Origin of the sequence: Algibacter miyuki (assembly GCF_030409805.1) — a bacterium.
Lineage (GTDB): Bacteria > Bacteroidota > Bacteroidia > Flavobacteriales > Flavobacteriaceae > Algibacter > Algibacter miyuki.
The window spans coordinates 192,017-212,627 of sequence record NZ_JAUFQP010000007.1 but is presented as its reverse complement, the minus strand read 5'-3'; the positions used below and the strand labels follow the sequence as shown (position 1 = coordinate 212,627).

General features: G+C 36.2%; 11 protein-coding genes, 1 tRNA gene and 1 pseudogene. 11 read left to right on the top strand and 2 right to left on the bottom strand.

Going from position 1 to position 20,611, the window contains the following annotated elements:
• Nucleotides 1-14: 14 nt before the first annotated feature.
• Entirely contained in the window at nucleotides 15-875 is an 861-nt protein-coding gene (locus QWY92_RS03945) for a DMT family transporter (RefSeq protein WP_290268613.1), read from the bottom strand.
• 216 nt (nucleotides 876-1,091) lie between these two features.
• Nucleotides 1,092-2,480: a dipeptidase gene (locus QWY92_RS03940; RefSeq protein WP_290268612.1), complete on the bottom strand. Its 1,389-nt coding sequence runs from the start codon at nucleotides 2,478-2,480 to the stop codon at nucleotides 1,092-1,094.
• Nucleotides 2,481-2,582: 102 nt separating this feature from the next.
• Between QWY92_RS03940 and QWY92_RS03935 the strand changes: the two genes are divergently transcribed.
• The 11 genes and pseudogenes from QWY92_RS03935 (at nucleotide 2,583) to QWY92_RS03885 (ending at nucleotide 20,397) form a co-directional block, all read left to right on the top strand.
• Nucleotides 2,583-2,664 (top strand) — tRNA-Leu (locus tag QWY92_RS03935).
• Nucleotides 2,665-3,581: 917 nt separating this feature from the next.
• Nucleotides 3,582-4,310 carry a phage tail-like protein gene (locus QWY92_RS03930; protein WP_290268611.1) on the top strand — a complete coding sequence of 243 codons (729 nt, stop codon included), beginning with the start codon at nucleotides 3,582-3,584 and terminating at the stop codon, nucleotides 4,308-4,310.
• Between the two features lie 11 nt (nucleotides 4,311-4,321).
• The gene (locus QWY92_RS03925) at nucleotides 4,322-5,092 is read left to right on the top strand and encodes a phage tail-like protein (RefSeq protein ID WP_290268610.1); all 771 of its coding nucleotides are present in this window, start codon (nucleotides 4,322-4,324) and stop codon (nucleotides 5,090-5,092) included.
• Between the two features lie 2 nt (nucleotides 5,093-5,094).
• Nucleotides 5,095-5,889: a phage tail-like protein gene (locus QWY92_RS03920; RefSeq protein WP_290268609.1), complete on the top strand. Its 795-nt coding sequence runs from the start codon at nucleotides 5,095-5,097 to the stop codon at nucleotides 5,887-5,889.
• Nucleotides 5,890-6,185: 296 nt separating this feature from the next.
• Nucleotides 6,186-6,368, top strand: a pseudogene (locus QWY92_RS03915) (hypothetical protein); the annotation flags it as partial.
• A gap of 163 nt (nucleotides 6,369-6,531) precedes the next feature.
• On the top strand, nucleotides 6,532-12,882 hold the full coding sequence (locus QWY92_RS03910; RefSeq protein ID WP_290268608.1) for a phage tail-like protein: 6,351 nt from the start codon (nucleotides 6,532-6,534) through the stop codon (nucleotides 12,880-12,882).
• A 121-nt stretch (nucleotides 12,883-13,003) separates the two neighbouring features.
• A complete protein-coding gene (locus QWY92_RS03905) occupies nucleotides 13,004-13,510 on the top strand; it encodes a hypothetical protein (RefSeq protein ID WP_290268607.1) in 507 nt (168 codons plus the stop codon).
• Entirely contained in the window at nucleotides 13,510-16,107 is a 2,598-nt protein-coding gene (locus tag QWY92_RS03900) for a hypothetical protein (RefSeq protein ID WP_290268606.1), read from the top strand. Before QWY92_RS03905 ends, QWY92_RS03900 begins: the two co-directional genes overlap by 1 nt.
• Before the next feature lie 137 nt (nucleotides 16,108-16,244).
• The gene (locus QWY92_RS03895) at nucleotides 16,245-17,480 is read left to right on the top strand and encodes a T9SS type B sorting domain-containing protein (protein WP_290268598.1); all 1,236 of its coding nucleotides are present in this window, start codon (nucleotides 16,245-16,247) and stop codon (nucleotides 17,478-17,480) included.
• A gap of 22 nt (nucleotides 17,481-17,502) precedes the next feature.
• On the top strand, nucleotides 17,503-18,432 hold the full coding sequence (locus QWY92_RS03890; RefSeq protein ID WP_290268605.1) for a PorP/SprF family type IX secretion system membrane protein: 930 nt from the start codon (nucleotides 17,503-17,505) through the stop codon (nucleotides 18,430-18,432).
• An 18-nt stretch (nucleotides 18,433-18,450) separates the two neighbouring features.
• Nucleotides 18,451-20,397, top strand: coding sequence for an OmpA family protein (locus tag QWY92_RS03885; protein ID WP_290268604.1), 1,947 nt, complete (start codon nucleotides 18,451-18,453; stop codon nucleotides 20,395-20,397).
• Nucleotides 20,398-20,611 lie beyond the last annotated feature (214 nt).

Sequence of the window (20,611 nt, the reverse complement as noted above, 5' to 3'; positions counted from 1 at the left end):
CACTTTCATTTGTCTTATTTTTTGCCCGAACGAATGCTTTCTATAACAACGGTAGCTAATATTAGCGAACCGCCTATAAAGGTGTTTATGTTTGGTATTTCGTTTAGAAAAATAAAAGCGATGATGATGCCAAAAATGGGTTGAGCGCTGCCAATAATACTTGCTGTACTTACCGAAAAATGTTTTAAGCTACCAATAAATAGCGAATGTCCAATAGCTGTGGTGACTAGACCCAGAATTATTAGGTAGGGAAATTGTGTAGCTAAATTACTAGTATCCATGGTGAACATTACAGGAAGTAAGACTAGGGTAACAATAAAGGCTTGCTGCATCATGAGAGCGCTGCCATTGTATTGCTCTACATGACGTTTTAAAATAAGGTTACGGAGTGCATAACATAAAGCGGAAAATATACCGAACAAGATGCCTTTTAAATAGGTGTTTTCGAAGTTTATTTCTGGTGCGAGAATATATACACCTAGTAAAACCATAATCGCTAATAGTACATGTATTGGGTTGAGTTTTGTTTTAGTAAAAAAGGGTTCTAGTAATGCGGTAATTACTGGGAATGTAAACATGGATAACATGCCAATAGCTACATTAGAAAGTTTTAAGGCATAGAAATAGGTGACCCAATGGCCTGCCATAAATAAGGCGCTTAGTATAATGGTGGGCGCATCTTTTTTAGATTTTATTTTGATGTTGATTTTTTTGTAACGACAATATATAAAGAGAAAAAAAGCGGCTATTACACTGCGTCCCCAAATGATAACGGGGGTTGGCAAATCTATAAATTTACCTAAAGTGCCAGAGGTACTTATAAGGAGTGTTGCTAAAGTAAGTAGAAGTAAATGCTGACGATGTTGGTTATTCATAACGTGTATTAGATGGCTACTGACTTTGCAGGATTTACTGCTTTTGGCGTATTGGCCCGCGTTAGGGATTGATGCGGTATCCTTTTTTTTGTTTTGAATTATAGCCGTATTTTCAAAAGGATGACACTGTACTTTAATGTACAGCGCGTTTTTTGAAAATACGGCCTAAAAAAGATAAAGCGGAAAGCCCGACCCGAAGGGGAACGCCCAAATTATTTATTTTGAAAATTCGGTAAAATATTTATAGAACAACGGGATGGTTTCGATGCCTTTTAGGTAATTCCATACGCCGAAATGTTCGTTTGGTGAGTGTATGGCATCGCTGTCTAAACCAAAGCCCATAAGGATGGTTTTGCTATTTAGTTCTTGTTCGAATAACGCCACGATTGGGATGCTGCCACCACTGCGTTGAGGTATTGGTGTTTTTCCAAAAGTGTCTTGGTAGGCATGGCTAGCTGCTTTGTAACCTATGCTATCGATTGGAGTTACGTAGCCTTGGCCGCCGTGATGCGGTGTTACTTTTACGGTAACGCCTTGGGGTGCGATGCTCTCGAAATGGGTTTTGAAAAGTTGGGTAATGTTTTGCCAGTCTTGGTTTGGTACTAAACGCATTGATATTTTTGCGTAGGCTTTACTAGCTATTACTGTTTTTGCGCCTTCGCCAGTGTAACCGCCCCAAATACCATTAACGTCGAGTGTTGGACGTATGGCGTTACGTTCGTTTGTGCTGTAGCCGGCTTCGCCATAAACGGCATCGATATCTAAGGCTTTTTTGTAGTTTTCTAAATTAAAAGGGGCTTTTGCCATTTGGGCGCGCTCTTCTGTGGAGAGTTCTTCTACAGTATCGTAAAACCCAGGTATAGTGATGTGGTTATTCTCGTCGTGAAGCGAGGCTATCATTTTGGTTAGTACGTTTATCGGGTTGGCTACTGCGCCGCCATATAGTCCGGAGTGTAAATCTCGATTAGGACCTGTAACTTCGACTTCTACGTAACTTAAGCCACGTAATCCGGTGGTGATAGATGGGATGTCGTTAGCGATCATTCCGGTATCAGAAATTAAAATAACGTCGTTTTTAAGTTTTTCGTGATTATTTTTTACAAAAGTGGCCAAGTTAGCACTACCAACTTCTTCTTCGCCTTCTATCATGAATTTTACATTACAAGGTAATTGGTTGGTACGCGTCATAAGTTCCATGGCTTTAACGTGCATGTACATTTGTCCTTTATCATCACAGGCTCCCCGGGCAAATATAGCGCCGTCGGGGTGTTTTTCTGTTTTTTTAATTACAGGTTCGAAAGGTGGAGAATCCCAAAGGTTTATTGGATCTGGCGGTTGCACATCGTAATGCCCGTAAACTAAAATGGTTGGTAAGTTTTTGTCTATTGTTTTTTCTCCATAAACTATAGGGTAGCCATCGGTTGGGCAAATTTCTACAGTGTCGCAGCCGGCTTGTTCTAAACTGGTTTTTACAACTTCGGCAGTTTGAAGTACGTCTTTTTTATAGGCAGAATCGGCGCTGATAGATGGTATTTTAAGGAGTTCGATAATTTCGTTTAAAAACCGATCTTTATGTTCGTCGATGTAAGATTTTATGTTTTTCATGTTGAATTTTTGTTGTTCTTTTCAAAAGTATAAAAAAAAGAATGTTTTTTTTGACTTTAGGGTTTGCAATTTAAAAATCTTGTTTATATTTGCACACCTTTAGCGGGCGTGGTGGAATTGGTAGACACGCTAGACTTAGGATCTAGTGCCGCGAGGTGTGGGAGTTCGAGTCTCCCCGCCCGCACAATCTAAAGGAAAAGCCGACTTAGAAATAAGTTGGCTTTTTTATTGCTATAATCTTAATAACTCGGGCATCACAACTAGATCTAAAAGTTGTGGTTAAGCTAGCAAGAAATAAAATCTACATTTTTTTAATCCCTGATTTCGATAGGTATTCCTTCTTTTTTTTATCGTCATCCTTATTTTGCTTAGCGTTTTATAATGTTCCAGATACCAATAAGATTTGTTTTTAGAGCTGAGATGCTAAGTTTTTTAGAATAAAAGGTCGTTCTCCACTTTTTAATATTGTTGATTAAGTTAAAATAATTGATCTATAATAAATTTTATGAGTTCCGTTAAAAAAAACAAATAATAAGGTTTTAAGGGAGGAGCTGTTTAATTTGAATTTAGGTGATTATTGAATTTTATAATACTAAATCAGAGGTGTGCAGTTAGATTATTAGAACTATCTGTTTTTTTTGTAAGAATATATATGTGAAAATGTTGCATTTGGACGAATGTGATACTTTTGTGTTAGGTTGTTTTTTTGGAATTAATCGATTTGGAGTATTATTTGTATTGTTTAGGAAACGGACTACGTTGTTGTAGGTAATTAGGTAAACTTAGTAAGTATAAATACTCAAAAATTAAACCAATGAAATTAAGATTACTTACAATCGTATTTTTAGGTTTAGTCTATAGTAAGAACCTTGGTTTAATCAAGATAGAAATACAAAAGTAACTTTAAATACACAAAATATTAACCATACAGGAATTGTTGTTGTTCAGAAAGATGAAATTTTGATGGTGCCATAATAGCTATAGAAACTGAAGGTGCCAGTTTTGGTAATGTCTCGAATGTAACGGTTCAAAAAAATATAGTAAGTATTAAATTAAAAAGATTATTAACAATAAAGATTTTCGTTAAGTATCAATCAAAAAATGAAATATATACTTTACATAATGTTTTTATACTCACCTTTATACTTGTTTTCACAAGTTGGTGTTGGTACAAATAGTCCAAAAGCTAGTTTACATGTAGAACCTACAAGTAAAACAAATCCAAATGGTGCCGATGGTGTATTAATACCAAGGCTAGCAGACTTCCCTGGGAATGGTGTGGAAGAAGGGCAACTCATTTATTTAAAAAACCATGCTACAGAATTAGACGGGTTTTATTTTTGGGATGGTACAACTTGGGTATGGCTTATTAATAATTATGATCGTACTATAGATAGAGCTACTTATATAGCAAGTGGTACTGGTTATACAGGCACAGGAAATAATAGACAAGTTAATTTTTCAAGAATTGATGCTTTTGATACAACAGGGTTTTCTGTAGCGGGTAATAATATAACTGTGGGTAAATCAGGAAGATATTTGTTAGCTTTTACAACAAGTGTAAAAAGAAGTGGCACAGAAACACCTCTTAAGCAAGCAAATTTTTTATATGTTTTATTTGTTAATAATAATCAGCTTTCTTCAATAACAGGTCGTGTAACTGCTTCAACATCAAACGAAATTCCTTCTGCTACAAGTGCTGCATTAAGTACAATTGTAGATTTACAAGTAGGAGATGTATTGAATGTATATGTGTACAAAAGTAATGAAACGCCTAACGATTATTCTGGCTATGGAATAAATGGATTAACCTTAACCTTTTTGCGCTAATATAGTAGATTATGAAAATACATATACTAATCATAGCTTTATTGATAATCAATATTATAGATGCTCAAGTAGGGGTTGCTGGTATTAATGAATTAAACCCAAAGGCAACACTTCATATTGAAGCTAAGGATAATATAAACCCAGAAACGGGAGCAGGAATTTTAATTCCTTCAATGAAAGTGTTTCCTTCGGTTAATCCTACTGCAGATCAGTATGGTATGTTAGTTTATAGGTCTGAAGTTACTGGTAGTGGGTTTGAAGGTTTTTATTATTGGGATGCACCTAATAATACATGGGAATATATTGTTTCTAGTAAATTAAATGATATTGACCTAAATAAAACATCGGCTTATGGTACGGCCTTTCAAACAAATATTTTACAAGGAAATACAAGTTATGTTAAAATACCTTTTAGTGTTCTAGAGTCTCCTAAAGCAAATTATACTATTGATGCTAATGGCGATTTAAATATAGGCCAAACAGGTAAGTATTATCTATCTGTTACAGGAGGGGTTAATAAGCCTCACACAGGACAAAATCTAGCTGAACAAATTCAAACTTCAGTTTTTATTAATAATAATGAAAGTGCATCACTGGTGTCAAAAACGGTTTTTCCTGCTGTTTTTTACAATGAAAGATCGGTCACATTTGCCATATCAAGTATTATTACTTTACAGGCTGGAGATATATTGTCTTTACGGGCAAAGAGGTTTGATTCAAGTCAATTAGGAACTTTAACTGTGAACTCTCCTTTTACTATTATTTTATCATACTTAGATTAATTATGAAACATTATATATGTATAATATTCTTACTATTTTCTTTGAGATTTTTCGCTCAAGGTACAGTTGGTGGGAATGAACTGACGCCTAGTGTTACTATGGATATTAGTACAAAGGATGTGGATAATCCAGGGTTTTCAGAAGGTGTTATTATTCCTAGAGTAACTAACTTAAATGTAACGGACCCTAAAGAAGTCGGTTTGTGGGTTTTTTATGAAACATCAAACATAGATAGAGGTTTTTATTGGTGGGATGGAGTTACATGGCAGCCTTTTATTTCTATAACTCAGATTAGTGCAGATTTAACTATAGCGCATGCCTATTGTAAAAACATATTTAAAGAAGGTGATATGAGTGGCAACACAGCAACAAACTTAAGAACTATTGAGTTTGATGGTCTAGAAACCAATGATGTTGCTAATTTTGAAATTAATACAGATGGTGAGTTAGTAGTGAAAAAAGCAGGAAAATATCACGTATATGGAGTGGTTAATGTAAGAAATGTATCAAATGTTGTTAATGCAAATAAAAGAGACGGTATTGAAGCAAAACTTTATGTTAACGGCGCTAATGCATCGTTGATTAACGGCAATTTAAATATAGAAGGCGCGAATAGTTTTCCTACAGGGAATAATACGGTTGTGGTCTTTTTATCTGGAGCTTTAACATTAAATACAAACGATCGTTTGCTTTATAAAGTAGATAGATATTATAGAGATTCCGAACCTTTTATAGTAATAAGGCCTGATCCATCGGCTTTGTCAAATTTAACCTTAAAATATTTAGGACCTCAATAAGTATATTCAATATAAAACTTAACAATGAAAAAATATTACTACATATTACTTTACTGCTGTTTATAGTAAGCATGGTATCTCAAACAAGTAATATGGGGGTTTTAACCGTGAGTGAGGGGGACTGTGTTTTCCACGGTAAAACGTTTTGATAATCAAACAAGCGGTACCTTTTATAATGATGGAAACGCTTATGTCTGCAGTCATTTTATTAATGATGGTATTATAGATTTCTACGGCACTACAGGATTAATATGTTTTTTATAAAATAGTTGTTTTTATGCTTTTTACTGCATGTATTGTCTAATAACCGCGTAAAATCGACTATGGATTATAGCATAGCTAGTAGAATCAATCGCAACCGATTAAGTTTATGTGGTTATGGCGAAACGCAATTGGTTAATAAATGTTCAAACGCCGTACCATGTACAAAAGCAGAACATCAAGCCAACAGACGTAGTGAATTTATATTCGTGAAATAAACACATTGTAGCAGCAATATCTATTGTAAACATTGAGTTTTATTAATTAAATTAACGTAAATCGCTATGAATAATTTATAGTTATATGAGATTTCCTTAAATTGAGTGACTTTTGTGTGGTTTTTGTGTCTAATAATTATATTGATACTCAAAAATTGAACAAATGAAATTAAGATTACTTATAATCGTATTTTTAGGTTTAACCTATAATATGAATGCGCAAGTTGGAATAGGTACTCCAATGCCAAATCAGTCAACTCAATTAGATGTAGTTGCATCAGATAGAGGTGTTATGATACCAAGAGTAGCTCTTACTGATACTTTAGATCAAACAACTATTGTAAATGGAAACGAAGAAAGCCTTTTAGTTTTTAATGTTTCAGACAATACTCTTATTAAACCTGGTTATTACTATTGGTTTGATGGTAGTTGGAAGAGAATTATTTCGGGAGGAGATGATGAAATAGATTTTCAAGAAACTTTAACAAGTCTTGTTTATAATTCAACAGATAATACTTTAGTATATACCGATGAGAACACAAGTGATTCTGTAATTGATCTGAAAGATATTTTTGATCAATTAGAAACGGTAACTACTTTAGTAGATAATACCGACGGAACATACACTTACACTAGTGAAGATGGCACAGAAACCATCGTTGATATTCCTGCAAGCGTTGTTAATCAATTCGAAAACATCGTAAACGAAGGACCAGTAACGATCAACGGTGAAACTTTCAACACGATTGAAGAGTACATCGAAAACATTGTAACAACAAACGAAACGGTAACTACTTTAGTAGATAATACCGACGGAACATACACGTACACAAGTGAAGACGGGACAGAAACTATCGTTGATATTCCTGCAAGCGTTGTTAATCAATTCGAAAACATCGTAAACGAAGGACCAGTAACAGTAAACGGTGAAACATTCAACACGATTGAAGAGTACATCGAAAACATTGTAACAACAAACGAAACGGTAACTACTTTAGTAGATAATACTGACGGAACATACACTTACACTAGTGAAGATGGCACAGAAACCATCGTTGATATTCCTGCAAGCGTTGTTAATCAATTCGAAAATATCGTAAACGAAGGACCAGTAACGATCAATGGTGAAACCTTCAACACGATTGAAGAGTACATCGAAAACATAGTAGCAACAAATGAAACGGTAACTACTCTAGTAGATAACACCGACGGAACATACACGTACACAAGTGAAGATGGCACAGAAACTATTGTTGACGTACCAGCAAGTGTAGTAAATCAATTCGAAAACATCGTAAACGAAGGACCAGTAACGATCAACGGTGAAACTTTCAACACGATTGAAGAGTACATCGAAAACATTGTAACAACAAACGAAACGGTAACTACTTTAGTAGATAATACCGACGGAACATACACGTACACAAGTGAAGACGGGACAGAAACTATCGTTGATATTCCTGCAAGCGTTGTTAATCAATTCGAAAATATCGTAAACGAAGGACCAGTAACTATTAATGGAGAAACTTTCAATACCATTGAAGAGTACATCGAAAACATTGTAGCAACAAACGAAACGGTGACTACTTTAGTAGATAACACCGATGGAACATACACGTATACTAGTGAAGACGGCACAGAAACTATCGTTGATATTCCGGCAAGCGTTGTTAATCAATTCGAAAATATCGTAAACGAAGGACCAGTAACGATCAATGGTGAAACCTTCAACACGATTGAAGAGTACATCGAAAACATAGTAGCAACAAATGAAACGGTAACTACTTTAGTAGATAACACCGATGGAACATACACGTATACTAGTGAAGACGGCACAGAAACTATCGTTGATATTCCGGCAAGTGTAGTAAATCAATTCGAAAACATCGTAAACGACGGACCCGTAACTATTAATGGAGAAACTTTCAATACCATTGAAGAGTACATCGAAAACATTGTAGCAACAAACGAAACGGTGACTACTTTAGTAGATAACACCGATGGAACATACACGTATACTAGTGAAGACGGCACAGAAACTATCGTTGATATTCCGGCAAGCGTTGTTAATCAATTCGAAAATATCGTAAACGAAGGACCAGTAACGATCAATGGTGAAACCTTCAACACGATTGAAGAGTACATCGAAAACATAGTAGCAACAAATGAAGCGGTAACTACTTTAGTAGATAACACCGACGGAACATACACGTACACTAGTGAAGACGGGACAGAAACTATCGTTGATATTCCTGCAAGCGTTGTTAATCAATTCGAAAACATCGTAAACGAAGGACCAGTAACTATTAATGGTGAAACTTTCAACACCATTGAAGAGTACATCGAAAACATTGTAACAACAAACGAAACGGTAACTACTTTAGTAGATAATACCGACGGAACATACACGTACACAAGTGAAGACGGGACAGAAACTATCGTTGATATTCCTGCAAGCGTTGTTAATCAATTCGAAAACATCGTAAACGAAGGACCAGTAACAGTAAACGGTGAAACATTCAACACGATTGAAGAGTACATCGAAAACATTGTAACAACAAACGAAACGGTAACTACTTTAGTAGATAATACCGACGGAACATACACTTACACTAGTGAAGATGGCACAGAAACCATCGTTGATATTCCTGCAAGCGTTGTTAATCAATTCGAAAATATCGTAAACGAAGGACCAGTAACGATCAATGGTGAAACCTTCAACACGATTGAAGAGTACATCGAAAACATAGTAGCAACAAATGAAACGGTAACTACTCTAGTAGATAACACCGACGGAACATACACGTACACAAGTGAAGATGGCACAGAAACTATTGTTGACGTACCAGCAAGTGTAGTAAATCAATTCGAAAACATCGTAAACGAAGGACCAGTAACGATCAACGGTGAAACTTTCAACACGATTGAAGAGTACATCGAAAACATTGTAACAACAAACGAAACGGTAACTACTTTAGTAGATAATACCGACGGAACATACACGTACACAAGTGAAGACGGGACAGAAACTATCGTTGATATTCCTGCAAGCGTTGTTAATCAATTCGAAAACATCGTAAACGAAGGACCAGTAACTATTAATGGAGAAACTTTCAATACAATTGAAGAGTACATCGAAAACATTGTAGCAACAAATGAAACGGTAACTACTTTAGTAGATAACACCGACGGAACATACACGTACACTAGTGAAGACGGTACAGAAACCATCGTTGACGTACCAGCAAGTGTAGTAAATCAGTTTGAAAATATCGTAAACGAAGGACCAGTAACAATCAATGGTGAAACTTTCAACACCATTGAAGAGTACATCGAAAACATTGTAACAACAAACGAAACGGTGACTACTTTAGTAGATAACACCGACGGAACTTACACCTACACTAGTGAAGACGGAACAGAAACTATCGTTGATGTACCAGCAAGTGTAGTAAATCAATTCGAAAATATCGTAAACGAAGGACCAGTAACGATCAACGGTGAAACTTTCAACACTATTGAAGAGTATATCGAAAATATAGTAGCAACAAACGAAACGGTAACTACTTTAGTAGATAATACCGACGGAACATACACATACACCAGTGAAGACGGTACAGAAACCATCGTTGATATTCCTGCAAGTGTAGTAAATCAATTCGAAAATATCGTAAACGAAGGACCAGTAACAATAAACGGTGAAACCTTCAATACAATTGAAGAGTACATCGAAAACATTGTAACAACAAACGAAACGGTAACTACTTTAGTAGATAACACCGACGGAACATACACTTACACTAGTGAAGATGGCACAGAAACCATCGTTGATATTCCAGCAAGCGTTGTTAATCAATTCGAAAATATCGTAAATGAAGGACCAGTAACGATCAATGGAGAAACTTTCAACACCATTGAAGAGTACATCGAAAACATAGTAGCAACAAACGAAACGGTTACTACTTTAGTAGATAACACCGACGGAACTTACACCTACACTAGTGAAGACGGAACAGAAACTATCGTTGATATTCCTGCAAGTGTAGTAAATCAATTCGAAAATATCGTAAACGAAGGACCAGTAACGATCAATGGTGAAACTTTCAACACCATTGAAGAGTACATCGAAAACATTGTAACAACAAACGAAACGGTGACTACTTTAGTAGATAACACCGACGGAACTTACACCTACACCAGTGAAGACGGTACAGAAACCATCGTTGATATTCCAGCAAGCGTTGTTAATCAATTCGAAAACATCGTAAACGAAGGACCAGTAACAATAAACGGTGAAACATTCAATACCATTGAAGAGTACATCGAAAACATAGTAGCAACAAACGAAACGGTGACTACTTTAGTAGATAACACCGATGGAACATACACTTACACTAGTGAAGACGGTACAGAAACTATCGTTGATATTCCAGCAAGCGTTGTTAATCAATTCGAAAATATCGTAAATGAAGGGCCAGTAACGATCAATGGAGAAACTTTCAATACCATTGAAGAGTACATCGAAAACATAGTAGCAACAAACGAAACGGTGACTACTTTAGTAGATAACACCGATGGAACATACACATACACCAGTGAAGATGGCACAGAAACCATCGTTGATATTCCTGCAAGCGTTGTTAATCAATTCGAAAACATTGTAAACGAAGGACCAGTAACAATAAACGGTGAAACTTTCAATACAATTGAAGAGTACATCGAAAACATAGTAGCAACAAACGAAACGGTGACTACTTTAGTAGATAACACCGACGGAACTTACACGTACACCAGTGAAGACGGCACAGAAACCATCGTTGATATTCCTGCAAGCGTTGTAAATCAATTCGAAAATATCGTAAATGAAGGACCAGTAACAATAAACGGTGAAACCTTCAATACAATTGAAGAGTACATCGAAAACATTGTAGCAACAAACGAAACTAATACAGCTTTAGCAATAACTAATGGGGAATTAGTTTACACTAATGAAAATGCCGACAATGCTAACGTTAATTTAATTTCAGGAGATACAGATAATGCAATTGTTGTAGGTGCAGATGGTGCATTATTTGTGCCAGAAGTAGAAGGTAACACATCAGAAGTAACTCAAGTAGTAACTACAGGTAATGCGATTGCAACACATGATGATGGAACTGGCAACACTGTTGATGTTTTAGAAACAGTAACAACTTTCAATGATACAGATGGAGACGGTATATTTACATACACTTCAGAAGATGGTACAGAAACAGAAGTAGCAGGAAAAGAGCCTTGGTTTAACCAAGATACAGGTATACAGGCCACTTTAAATACTCAAAACATTTACCAAACAGGTAATGTTGCTATTCAGAAAGATGAAAATTTTGATGGTACGGCATTAGATGTACAAGGAGCTGTACGAGGAGGTAATGATCCAAAAGGTAGCGTAGGAGCATATTCAGCAGCATTCGGTCATCAAAATATAGCGTCAGGAGCGCAAGCAGTAGCATTGGTTAATAAATCTGAGGCAACAGGTAATTCTTCGTTTGCAGCAGGTAATGTAGCTAAAGCTAGTGGGCTTTATTCAATAGCGTTAGGTAGTCAGTCTGAAGCTTTAGAAAATTACAGTATTGTTATGGGAACAGGACTTATAGCAGATGATACAAATGAAACTGTATTAGGTAAATATAATGCTGATAACGCTTCATTAGATGCAGTATTCCAAATAGGAAATGGATCAAATGAGGGTTCACGCTCTAATGCTTTAACCATTCTTAAAAATGGTAATATTGGTACAGACACTGCAATTGATGCCACTGAAAAATTAGACATTGGTTCTGGTAACGTACGTGTAAGAGATATTAATACAAATATTGGGGCTGCTACTGATAATGTAGTAGTTGCGGATGCTAATGGAGTATTAAAAACAATTAGTGCAGTAAGTCTTGAAACTACTGCTTCAAATGGTACTAATATTGATGTAACAACTGGTGATGTCCAATTAGGAGGTAATCTTATAAAAGGAACTACCATCACGCAAAACGGAAATGAATTTGAAATAGAAACAGGAGGAAGTAACTTAGTGATATCTGGATTAGATAAAACCAAAGTGCAAGACTATACAGGTAACAAGGAGCAACATTTATTGGCGGTAGATGCTAATAATCAAGTAACAGCGCTTAAAGCAGCAATGCCAAAGTTTTTCTATATGCCATCGGTAATGGTTCCTACAGCAGAAAGTCATTTAGGACAAACAGGAGTGACCTACAATAACACTTCTAGAACGGGAACAATAGATCTGTATGCTATCTATGCCGCGCAGTTTGGTTCACCAGTTATAAGTAGTGAAGCCGTTGCATTACCAGTGCTTCCAGCTAATGAGTTAGTATATCATGTGACTTATGCTACGCCTGATGTATTTACAATTACAGGGCTTACTACAACGGGTATGCTTACTTATACAGTAAGTGCAACAGCAAGCCCTAACGTGGGTACATTTATGAATATTGTATTTTCTGTTAAAGAAGATTAATAACAAAGAGACCATCAAGAGTGCTTATTATAGGAGGTGCTCTTGAAGGCTTACTCTTCTGTTGTTTTTATAAAGAGTAGAAGAGCGTATAATCACAAATGAATACATAACATTTACAACGATGAGAATAAAAATATTATATATAGGAATGATGTTATGCTTTGCATGGAATATGCAAGCGCAAGACCTTCAAGTGGCTAGTTTAGAACATAAGGTGGCTAGCTTTTCTGCAGAAGAAAAAGAAAGCTTAAGTCGTTTAATTAATGGCACGCCCCAAAAGTTATTTGTAACCAAAGAAAATGGTGTCTTTCGCCATTGGGAAGTGGGAAATGTTGGAGGCGCTGCAACTCAAGTAGTAGAGGTGGAAAACCCTAGTTTAATTCATCAATTTAGTAATGCTGCTTATACTACAGATTTTAATGCAGCAAAAGTACTCGTGCTATATATAGATAATCTTGCAGCTATCAATCTAACTCAAGTCCAGTTAGATACTTTTAAAAACCTACAAGTTATATTAATACGCTCGTATAATAATATCAGTGTTCAAGAAGTAGAAAGTAAATTTAAAAATCTTGCTTTACCAGAATCGCTAGAGATTATTGTAGAGCAATTAAAACAAGCAAACTAATGCAAATTAGAAAAGAAAATATAAAACCATTTGGTTTGCATAAAATAGCGCTTATAGTGTTGGCTATATTGCTTACCACGATTAGTACTGTTTCCTATGCACAGGTAAGAAAACCTTTTACACATCGTACTTCTAGTGAAGCACCTGGAGAGTATCAAGGGGTTCAAAACTATAATTTACAAGGAGATTTCACCATGATTGGTAACACCAACATGACTTTGGTTAGTTACTCGGATACTCAACATAACAATTCAAATATGAAATATGTTGATATTGATGGAGACACAAATACCATAAACTCATCTTCTGCAATGTTGAATATAGATAATTATGAATGTACCGATATTATCTATGCAGGGTTGTATTGGTCTGGTAGAGCTCACAATGGAGGAGCTAGCCCAGATATATTTACAAATACAAAGGAATTAAATAAAAGAAAGGTAAAGTTTAAAATAGAAGGGAGTGCCTATCAGGAAGTTACTGCGGGAACTAACGACATTCATTTCCCATCTATTATAGATGATAATATATACGCTGCTTATGCTGATGTAACCGAATATGTAAGAGAGAAAGGAGTAGGAAACTATTTTGTAGCAGATATGGCGCTAACTGAAGGAACAGGCGGAAATACAGGTTATTACGGTGGTTGGGGTATGGTTGTTATCTACAAGAATACAAACCTTTCATGGAAAGATATTAGCGTATTTGATGGGTATGCTCTTATGAAACCTCCATCAGGAACCCCTATTGAAGTAGAGCTCGATGTAGATGGATTTACAGCAGTTCAAAACGGACCTGTTAATCTTCGCTTAGGTGTAATGGCAGGAGAAGGTGATGTAAATATTAAAAATAATTATTTTCAGATTCAAAAATTAGATAATTCTTGGTTGTCTTTAAATCATGGAGGCAACGATTCAAATAACTTTTTTAATTCTTCAATTTATACAGGTGGCAATACAAGAAATCCTAATTTATTAAATAATACGGGAATAGATATCAGTATGTTCGATTTACCTAATAATGATAATTCTATTATTGATAATAATGATAACGCTGTAAAATTCAGATATGGATCCAATCAAGACATATATTCTATTTTTAGTATAGTCTTTGCTGTCGATGCTTATGTCCCAGCAGTAATCGCAGAGAATAATGCAAATGAATATAATGGGGTAACTCCTTTTGATAATGGAACCGTAGAGCCTGGACAAGAGCTAGAGTTTGATTTAGATATTTTCAACAAGGGAACAGAGGGTGTTGTAAATGCTACAGTAGAAGTACAAGTGCCTTATAATCTACACTATATCGGAAGTGATATTATAGATACAGCAGGGGCTAATTATGGTCCGGTCCTTATTCCATCTGGCACTCAGGCAGTCTGGTCACACCCATCTGGAGCAACAGACCCTAGTACAACACCTGGAGGGGTGCTTACTTGGTATATTGGAGATATTATTAATTCGAATCAAGATAACCCACAAGGCAGCTTGAAATATCGTTTTAAAGTATCCGATAATTGCACATTGCTTTTATCTACTGTAGGAGATTGTGGATTGGATGTTGGGATTAACGGAACGATAACTGCGGAAGGGAAGTACTCTAATTTGGAGATGAAATCAAAGTTCATTAAGGGGTATGAAGTATTCCCTTGTGAAGGACGACCTATATATGATGATTTTAAAACTACAATTTCGATTAGTGATGATTTTAGAAATAACTGTGCACCACCTATTGAAGTTGGAGCTAGACAATTTAAAGCGTTTTGTGAGGCACCAGGATTTTCTTTTGATAGAGAAACTATTACTAACGAATACCCTATAGGAACTAAGTTTTTCACCGAAATTCCAGAAGAAGGTTACAATTCTACAGCAGGATTGGTTACGGGTGGATTCTCGGTATCTGGGAGTAATGGAGCAAAAAAACTGTATTATGTGGTTTCTCCTGATATGCTGACAGGCTGTTATATGTTGTTGGAAACAAGTTTAACCAATGTAAACTCACAACCTGCCGCAAATGACGTTTTCTTTTGTTATGGAGAATCAGTTGTTTTAGATGTAGAACTATCTCAGGAAGGTATAGATAATGGGTATGAACTAGTTTATTATGATAAAAATGATGTAGTTCTGATAGATGCCCCTGAGCCGACAGAAGTTGGCACATATAGCTATAAAGTTGCAGAAAAAGCAACCCAAGGAACTCTCGAGTGCGTTGGAGATAAAACTGTATTTACGGTTACAATAGGAGAAGGCCCAGAAGTTCAGTACTTCGAAGATGTAAATATGTGTGAAAACAGTGATGTGCGTATTGAATTAGAAACATTTAACCCGAGTTATACCTATACATGGGAGTATAAAATGAATGAAACAGCTACCACTTGGAATGTTATAGATAACTCATCGCTTACAGGAGTTTCTGTAAGTGGTAATAACTTAACGATTTCACATGCTTCATTGAGTTTAAATGGCGTTGTAGGAAGACTTATAGTTGCAGAATCTAATGGAGGTTGTGAATCGATATCCAATGAATTCATCATACAAGTAGGCGACTGTGGAGCAATCACAAACCCAATGATGCCAAACAAAACTAAGCAGAACTAATATTAACGATGGTTTATTTATAAGTAAATAGATATTCAGAACCTTTTATAGTAATAAGGCCTGATCCATCGGCTTTATCAAATTTAATCTTAAAATATTTAGGACTTCAATAGAAATATTGAATTTAAAACATAACAATGAAAAAAACATTACTACATATTACTTTACTGCTTTTTACAGTAAGTATGGTATCTCAAACAAGCAACACGGGAGTTTTAACCGTTAGTGAGGGGACTGTATTTTCAACGGTAAAACGTTTTGACAACCAAACAAGCGGTACGTTTTATAACGATGGCGACGCTTATATCTACAGTCATTTTAATAATGAAGGTATTGTAGATTTCTACGGTACCACAGGCTTAACGCGTTTTATAGGCGCTTCCCCCCAAGAGCTTAGCGGCTCACAGGTGAGTTACCTGTACGACGTCTTATTTGATAATAATAGTGTGTCAGCGCCTTTTGAACTTCTAGGAGCTTTAGATATCAGTGGTATCTCAGACTTCTATCAAGGCGTTGTGGACAATGATAATTTTGGAGGAAGTATCAATTTTTCAGCAACCGGAGGACACATCAACACTTCAGATTTGAGCCATGTTGATGGAGGTGTTCATAAAACGGGATTAAATAGTTTCACTTATCCCATCGGAGATGGTGGTTACTACCGTTTAGCAGGAACCTCAAATTCGGAATCAGAAAGTCTTTATAAATCAAAGTTCTTTTACGAAAACTCAAACCCACTTTACCCTCACGATTTACGCGCAGGCGCTTTAGAAGCTATTGATGATCAAGAATATTGGACCATAGAAAAAGAATCGACCAATACGGATGATGTACTGATTACATTATCATGGCGTGATGTAACCACACCCGCAAACTTTATAGCAGCAGCAGCAGAAGAGGCTCTGACGATTGTGCGTTGGGATGAACCAACCAATATGTGGGTGAATGAAGGCGGTGTTATCGATATGGATAACCAAACCGTAACCACCGCTGTAAGTGGTTATGGGGTATTTACCTTTGGAATGATAGAGGTTGGGGAAGTTTTAGCCTGTGGACTTACTATTTATAATGGGGTGACTCCAAATGGTGACGGCGTAAACGATTTCTTTTTTATCGATACAGGAAATTCGGACTGTGCGCGAAATATTCATGTCCAAGTCTTTAACCGTTGGGGTGTTCAGGTTTATCAATCAGATAATTATGGTGTAGATGGCGATGTATTTAATGGCTTTTCCAACGGCCGATTAACCGTAAACGGCTCTAACCAACTTCCCTCAGGAACGTACTATTACATTTTAGAGTTCGAATATGATGGTAGTTCAAAGGTTGAACATTTTAAAAAAGCGGGCTATTTATACCTGAGCGGAAACTAATTTAAAACAAAAACAAAATTCAATGCATAACCATATTTATAAAATAGTTGTTTTTATACTTTTTACAGGGGTATTGGTGGGTTTTGAGCCTTTAGAAGCTCAGCAAGACTCACAATACACGCAGTATATGTATAATACCGTAACAGTAAACCCGGCATACGCAGGAACCCGCGGATCTTTGAGTATGACAGGACTTTACCGAAACCAATGGGTAGGTTTAGAAGGCGCACCAGAAACCCTTAATTTTTCTTTAAACTCGCCTATAGGTATTCAAGGAGTAGGCTTAGGCTTTAGCTTTACGAGCGATAAGTTAGGCCCTTCCTCAGAGAGTTTAGTAACGGCGGATTTTTCATATACGATACCTGTTTCCGAGGCTTTAAATCTATCCTTTGGAATCAAAGCAGGACTTTCGATATTTGATTTAGACCCCAATAAACTAACGATATACAATCCAAACGACTATGATTTATCGCGCAAAAACTCATCATCACCAGTAGCAGGCCTTGGTTTATATTTACATAGCGATCGTTGGTATATGGGATTATCAACCCCAAACTTATTAGAAACAGAACACTACGACGAGGTTCAAGTCTCTACAGCTACGGAAAAACTACACGCCTACTTTATCGGCGGTTATGTGTTTGATTTAAACGAAAGTTTAAAATTAAAACCGGCTGTGTTAGTGAAGGCGGTATCAGGCGCTCCATTAGCGGTTGATTTATCTGCAAATGCGCTTATCAATAATGGTTTAATCTTAGGATTAGCCTACCGATTAGATGCCGCTGTAAGTGGTATGGCTGGCTTTCAAATCAGTGATAACTTAATGATAGGTTACGCCTATGATTATGAAACGACAGACTTGTCCCGTTATAACAGCGGTTCACACGAGATATTTTTACGATTTGAATTAGGCACCCGTTTCAGAGGTAAAGTCAACCCACGTTTCTTCTAATTCTAAAACACGACCTTAATGAAAAAAATTACACAATTACAACCATTGGTTCTACTGCTTTTATTGATTTTCTTATCAGGATTCAGTACGTTGTATGGCCAAGAACGTCAATTAGAAAAAGCCTCTAAAGAGTTTGAAGGGTTAGATTATATCAATGCCCAAAAAATCTACTTAAGTGTTGCAGATAAAGGCTTCGAATCCGAAGAGCTTTTTACCAAGCTAGCCGAAAGTTATTATTTTAATGCGCAATATGATGAAGCCTCAAAATGGTACGCGCGCTTATTTGATTTGGTGCCATCACCAGCGCAAAACGTTTCAAAGTTACGTTACTCTCAAGCGCTTAAAGCGATAGGAAAGAGTCGAAAAGCGAAAGACTATTATGATGCTTATCGAACCAAAGTAGGAGATACTGTTGAGTTACGATCAGCAATAGATTACGCCTCTATTATAGAAGCCAATTCAGGGCGTTATAGCTTAGATACCGTACACGGGCTTTATAATTTAGATAAAATAAGCTTTGGACATACCAAAATAGAAGACCAACTTATTTTTGCATCAACAGCCATTGAGAGCGATAATTTTATCAACCGTAAGAGTGGTTGGGATGGATTAAGTTATTTATCGCTATACGCTGTAGATTTAGATTCTACGAATCAAATCACGGGAAAAGAACGCAAGCTTAAAGGTAAATTAAACAGTACTTATCACGAATCCTCAGCGGTTTATACGAAAGATTTAAACACGATGTATTTTACGCGAAGCAACAATACGAGTAAAAAACGTAAAGACGATAAAAACCTAAAAATTTACAGAACACAAAAAGAAGACGGTAAATGGTCTACACCAGAGGAGTTAGACTTCAATAGTGATCATTATTCTTCAGCACACCCGGCGTTGAGTCCGGATGAAAAAACACTGTATTTTGCTTCAGACCGTCCCGGCGGATATGGAGAATCAGATTTATACCGTGTAAAAATCAATGAAGATTTAACATTAGAAGTCCCTGAGAATTTAGGTTCAAAAATCAATACCCCTGGTAAAGAAACCTTTCCTTTTGTCGATCAGGACAATAGTTTTTACTTTTCATCAGACGGACATTTTGGTTTAGGCGGATTAGATGTCTTTTACATAAAAATCAAAGCCGATGACACCTTTGATAACCTGTTAAATGTAGGAACACCAATTAACAGTTATGCGGATGATTTTGCTTTTGGAATTAACGAAAAATATGGATTTATAAGCTCTAATAGAGCAGAAGTACCTGGCACTTTTGTGTATGATAACATCTACACGTTTATAGAAAAGGCACCAATAAAAGATTTGTTTAAAGCCGAGATAGAAGGTGTTGTTACCGATAAACACACGGGTGAGCCTATAGCAGGAGCCCATGTAAAATTAACCAACGAAGCAGGAGAAGTTTATGCTGAATTAGAAACAGACCAAGACGGGTATTACCATGTAGAAACAGCACGTTATGATGTGTATACTATTTTGGTGTCAAAAACAGGTTATGACTCTGATGATAAACGATCTGAATCCGGTTTGGAGAAACAAAAAATTGACTTCCAATTAGTTCCTAAAATGAGGCTGACTCCAGGAACGGATTTATCAGATGCGCTAAATATACCTATAATTTATTTTGATTTAGACAAGTATAACATCCGTCCAGATGCGGGAGTAGAGCTTCAGAAAGTTGTAGAAGCGATGAAGTTGTATCCACAATTAAAGATCGATATACGTTCTCATACGGATAGTCGTGCTAGTGATCAATATAACATGGTGCTATCTAACAACCGCGCAAAATCGACTATGGATTATATCATAGCTAGTGGAATTGACCGCAACCGATTAAGTTCACGAGGTTATGGCGAAACGCAATTGGTTAATAAATGTTCAAACGGCGTACCATGTACAAAAGCAGAACATCAAGCTAACAGACGTAGTGAATTTATAATCGTGAAATAAATGCGATAAAAAATAAATATTCTGTAAAAAAGAATAAAGTACAACATAAATACCCCCTACTTTCATAAGATATCCTTTTCGTTTTAAGGGTTGATTAATAGTAATGAAAGTTAGGGGGTATTTTATTTTATTGGTATTACGGTTTATTTAAAGATTTCGTTCTTAACGAAACAATTGTGTTGGTGCCTTTTTTGCGAAAAAAAAACATATTCTA

Excerpts from the sequence above, each read along its gene's own strand:
- QWY92_RS03910 (WP_290268608.1), top strand. The coding sequence starts at position 6,532 with ATGAAATTAAGATTACTTATAATCGTATTTTTAGGTTTAACCTATAAT.
- QWY92_RS03895 (WP_290268598.1), top strand. The coding sequence starts at position 16,245 with ATGAAAAAAACATTACTACATATTACTTTACTGCTTTTTACAGTAAGT.
- QWY92_RS03940 (WP_290268612.1), bottom strand. The coding sequence starts at position 2,480 with ATGAAAAACATAAAATCTTACATCGACGAACATAAAGATCGGTTTTTA.
- QWY92_RS03930 (WP_290268611.1), top strand. The coding sequence starts at position 3,582 with ATGAAATATATACTTTACATAATGTTTTTATACTCACCTTTATACTTG.
- QWY92_RS03925 (WP_290268610.1), top strand. The coding sequence starts at position 4,322 with ATGAAAATACATATACTAATCATAGCTTTATTGATAATCAATATTATA.
- QWY92_RS03945 (WP_290268613.1), bottom strand. The coding sequence starts at position 875 with ATGAATAACCAACATCGTCAGCATTTACTTCTACTTACTTTAGCAACA.
- QWY92_RS03900 (WP_290268606.1), top strand. The coding sequence starts at position 13,510 with ATGCAAATTAGAAAAGAAAATATAAAACCATTTGGTTTGCATAAAATA.
- QWY92_RS03905 (WP_290268607.1), top strand. The coding sequence starts at position 13,004 with ATGAGAATAAAAATATTATATATAGGAATGATGTTATGCTTTGCATGG.
- QWY92_RS03885 (WP_290268604.1), top strand. The coding sequence starts at position 18,451 with ATGAAAAAAATTACACAATTACAACCATTGGTTCTACTGCTTTTATTG.
- QWY92_RS03920 (WP_290268609.1), top strand. The coding sequence starts at position 5,095 with ATGAAACATTATATATGTATAATATTCTTACTATTTTCTTTGAGATTT.
- QWY92_RS03890 (WP_290268605.1), top strand. The coding sequence starts at position 17,503 with ATGCATAACCATATTTATAAAATAGTTGTTTTTATACTTTTTACAGGG.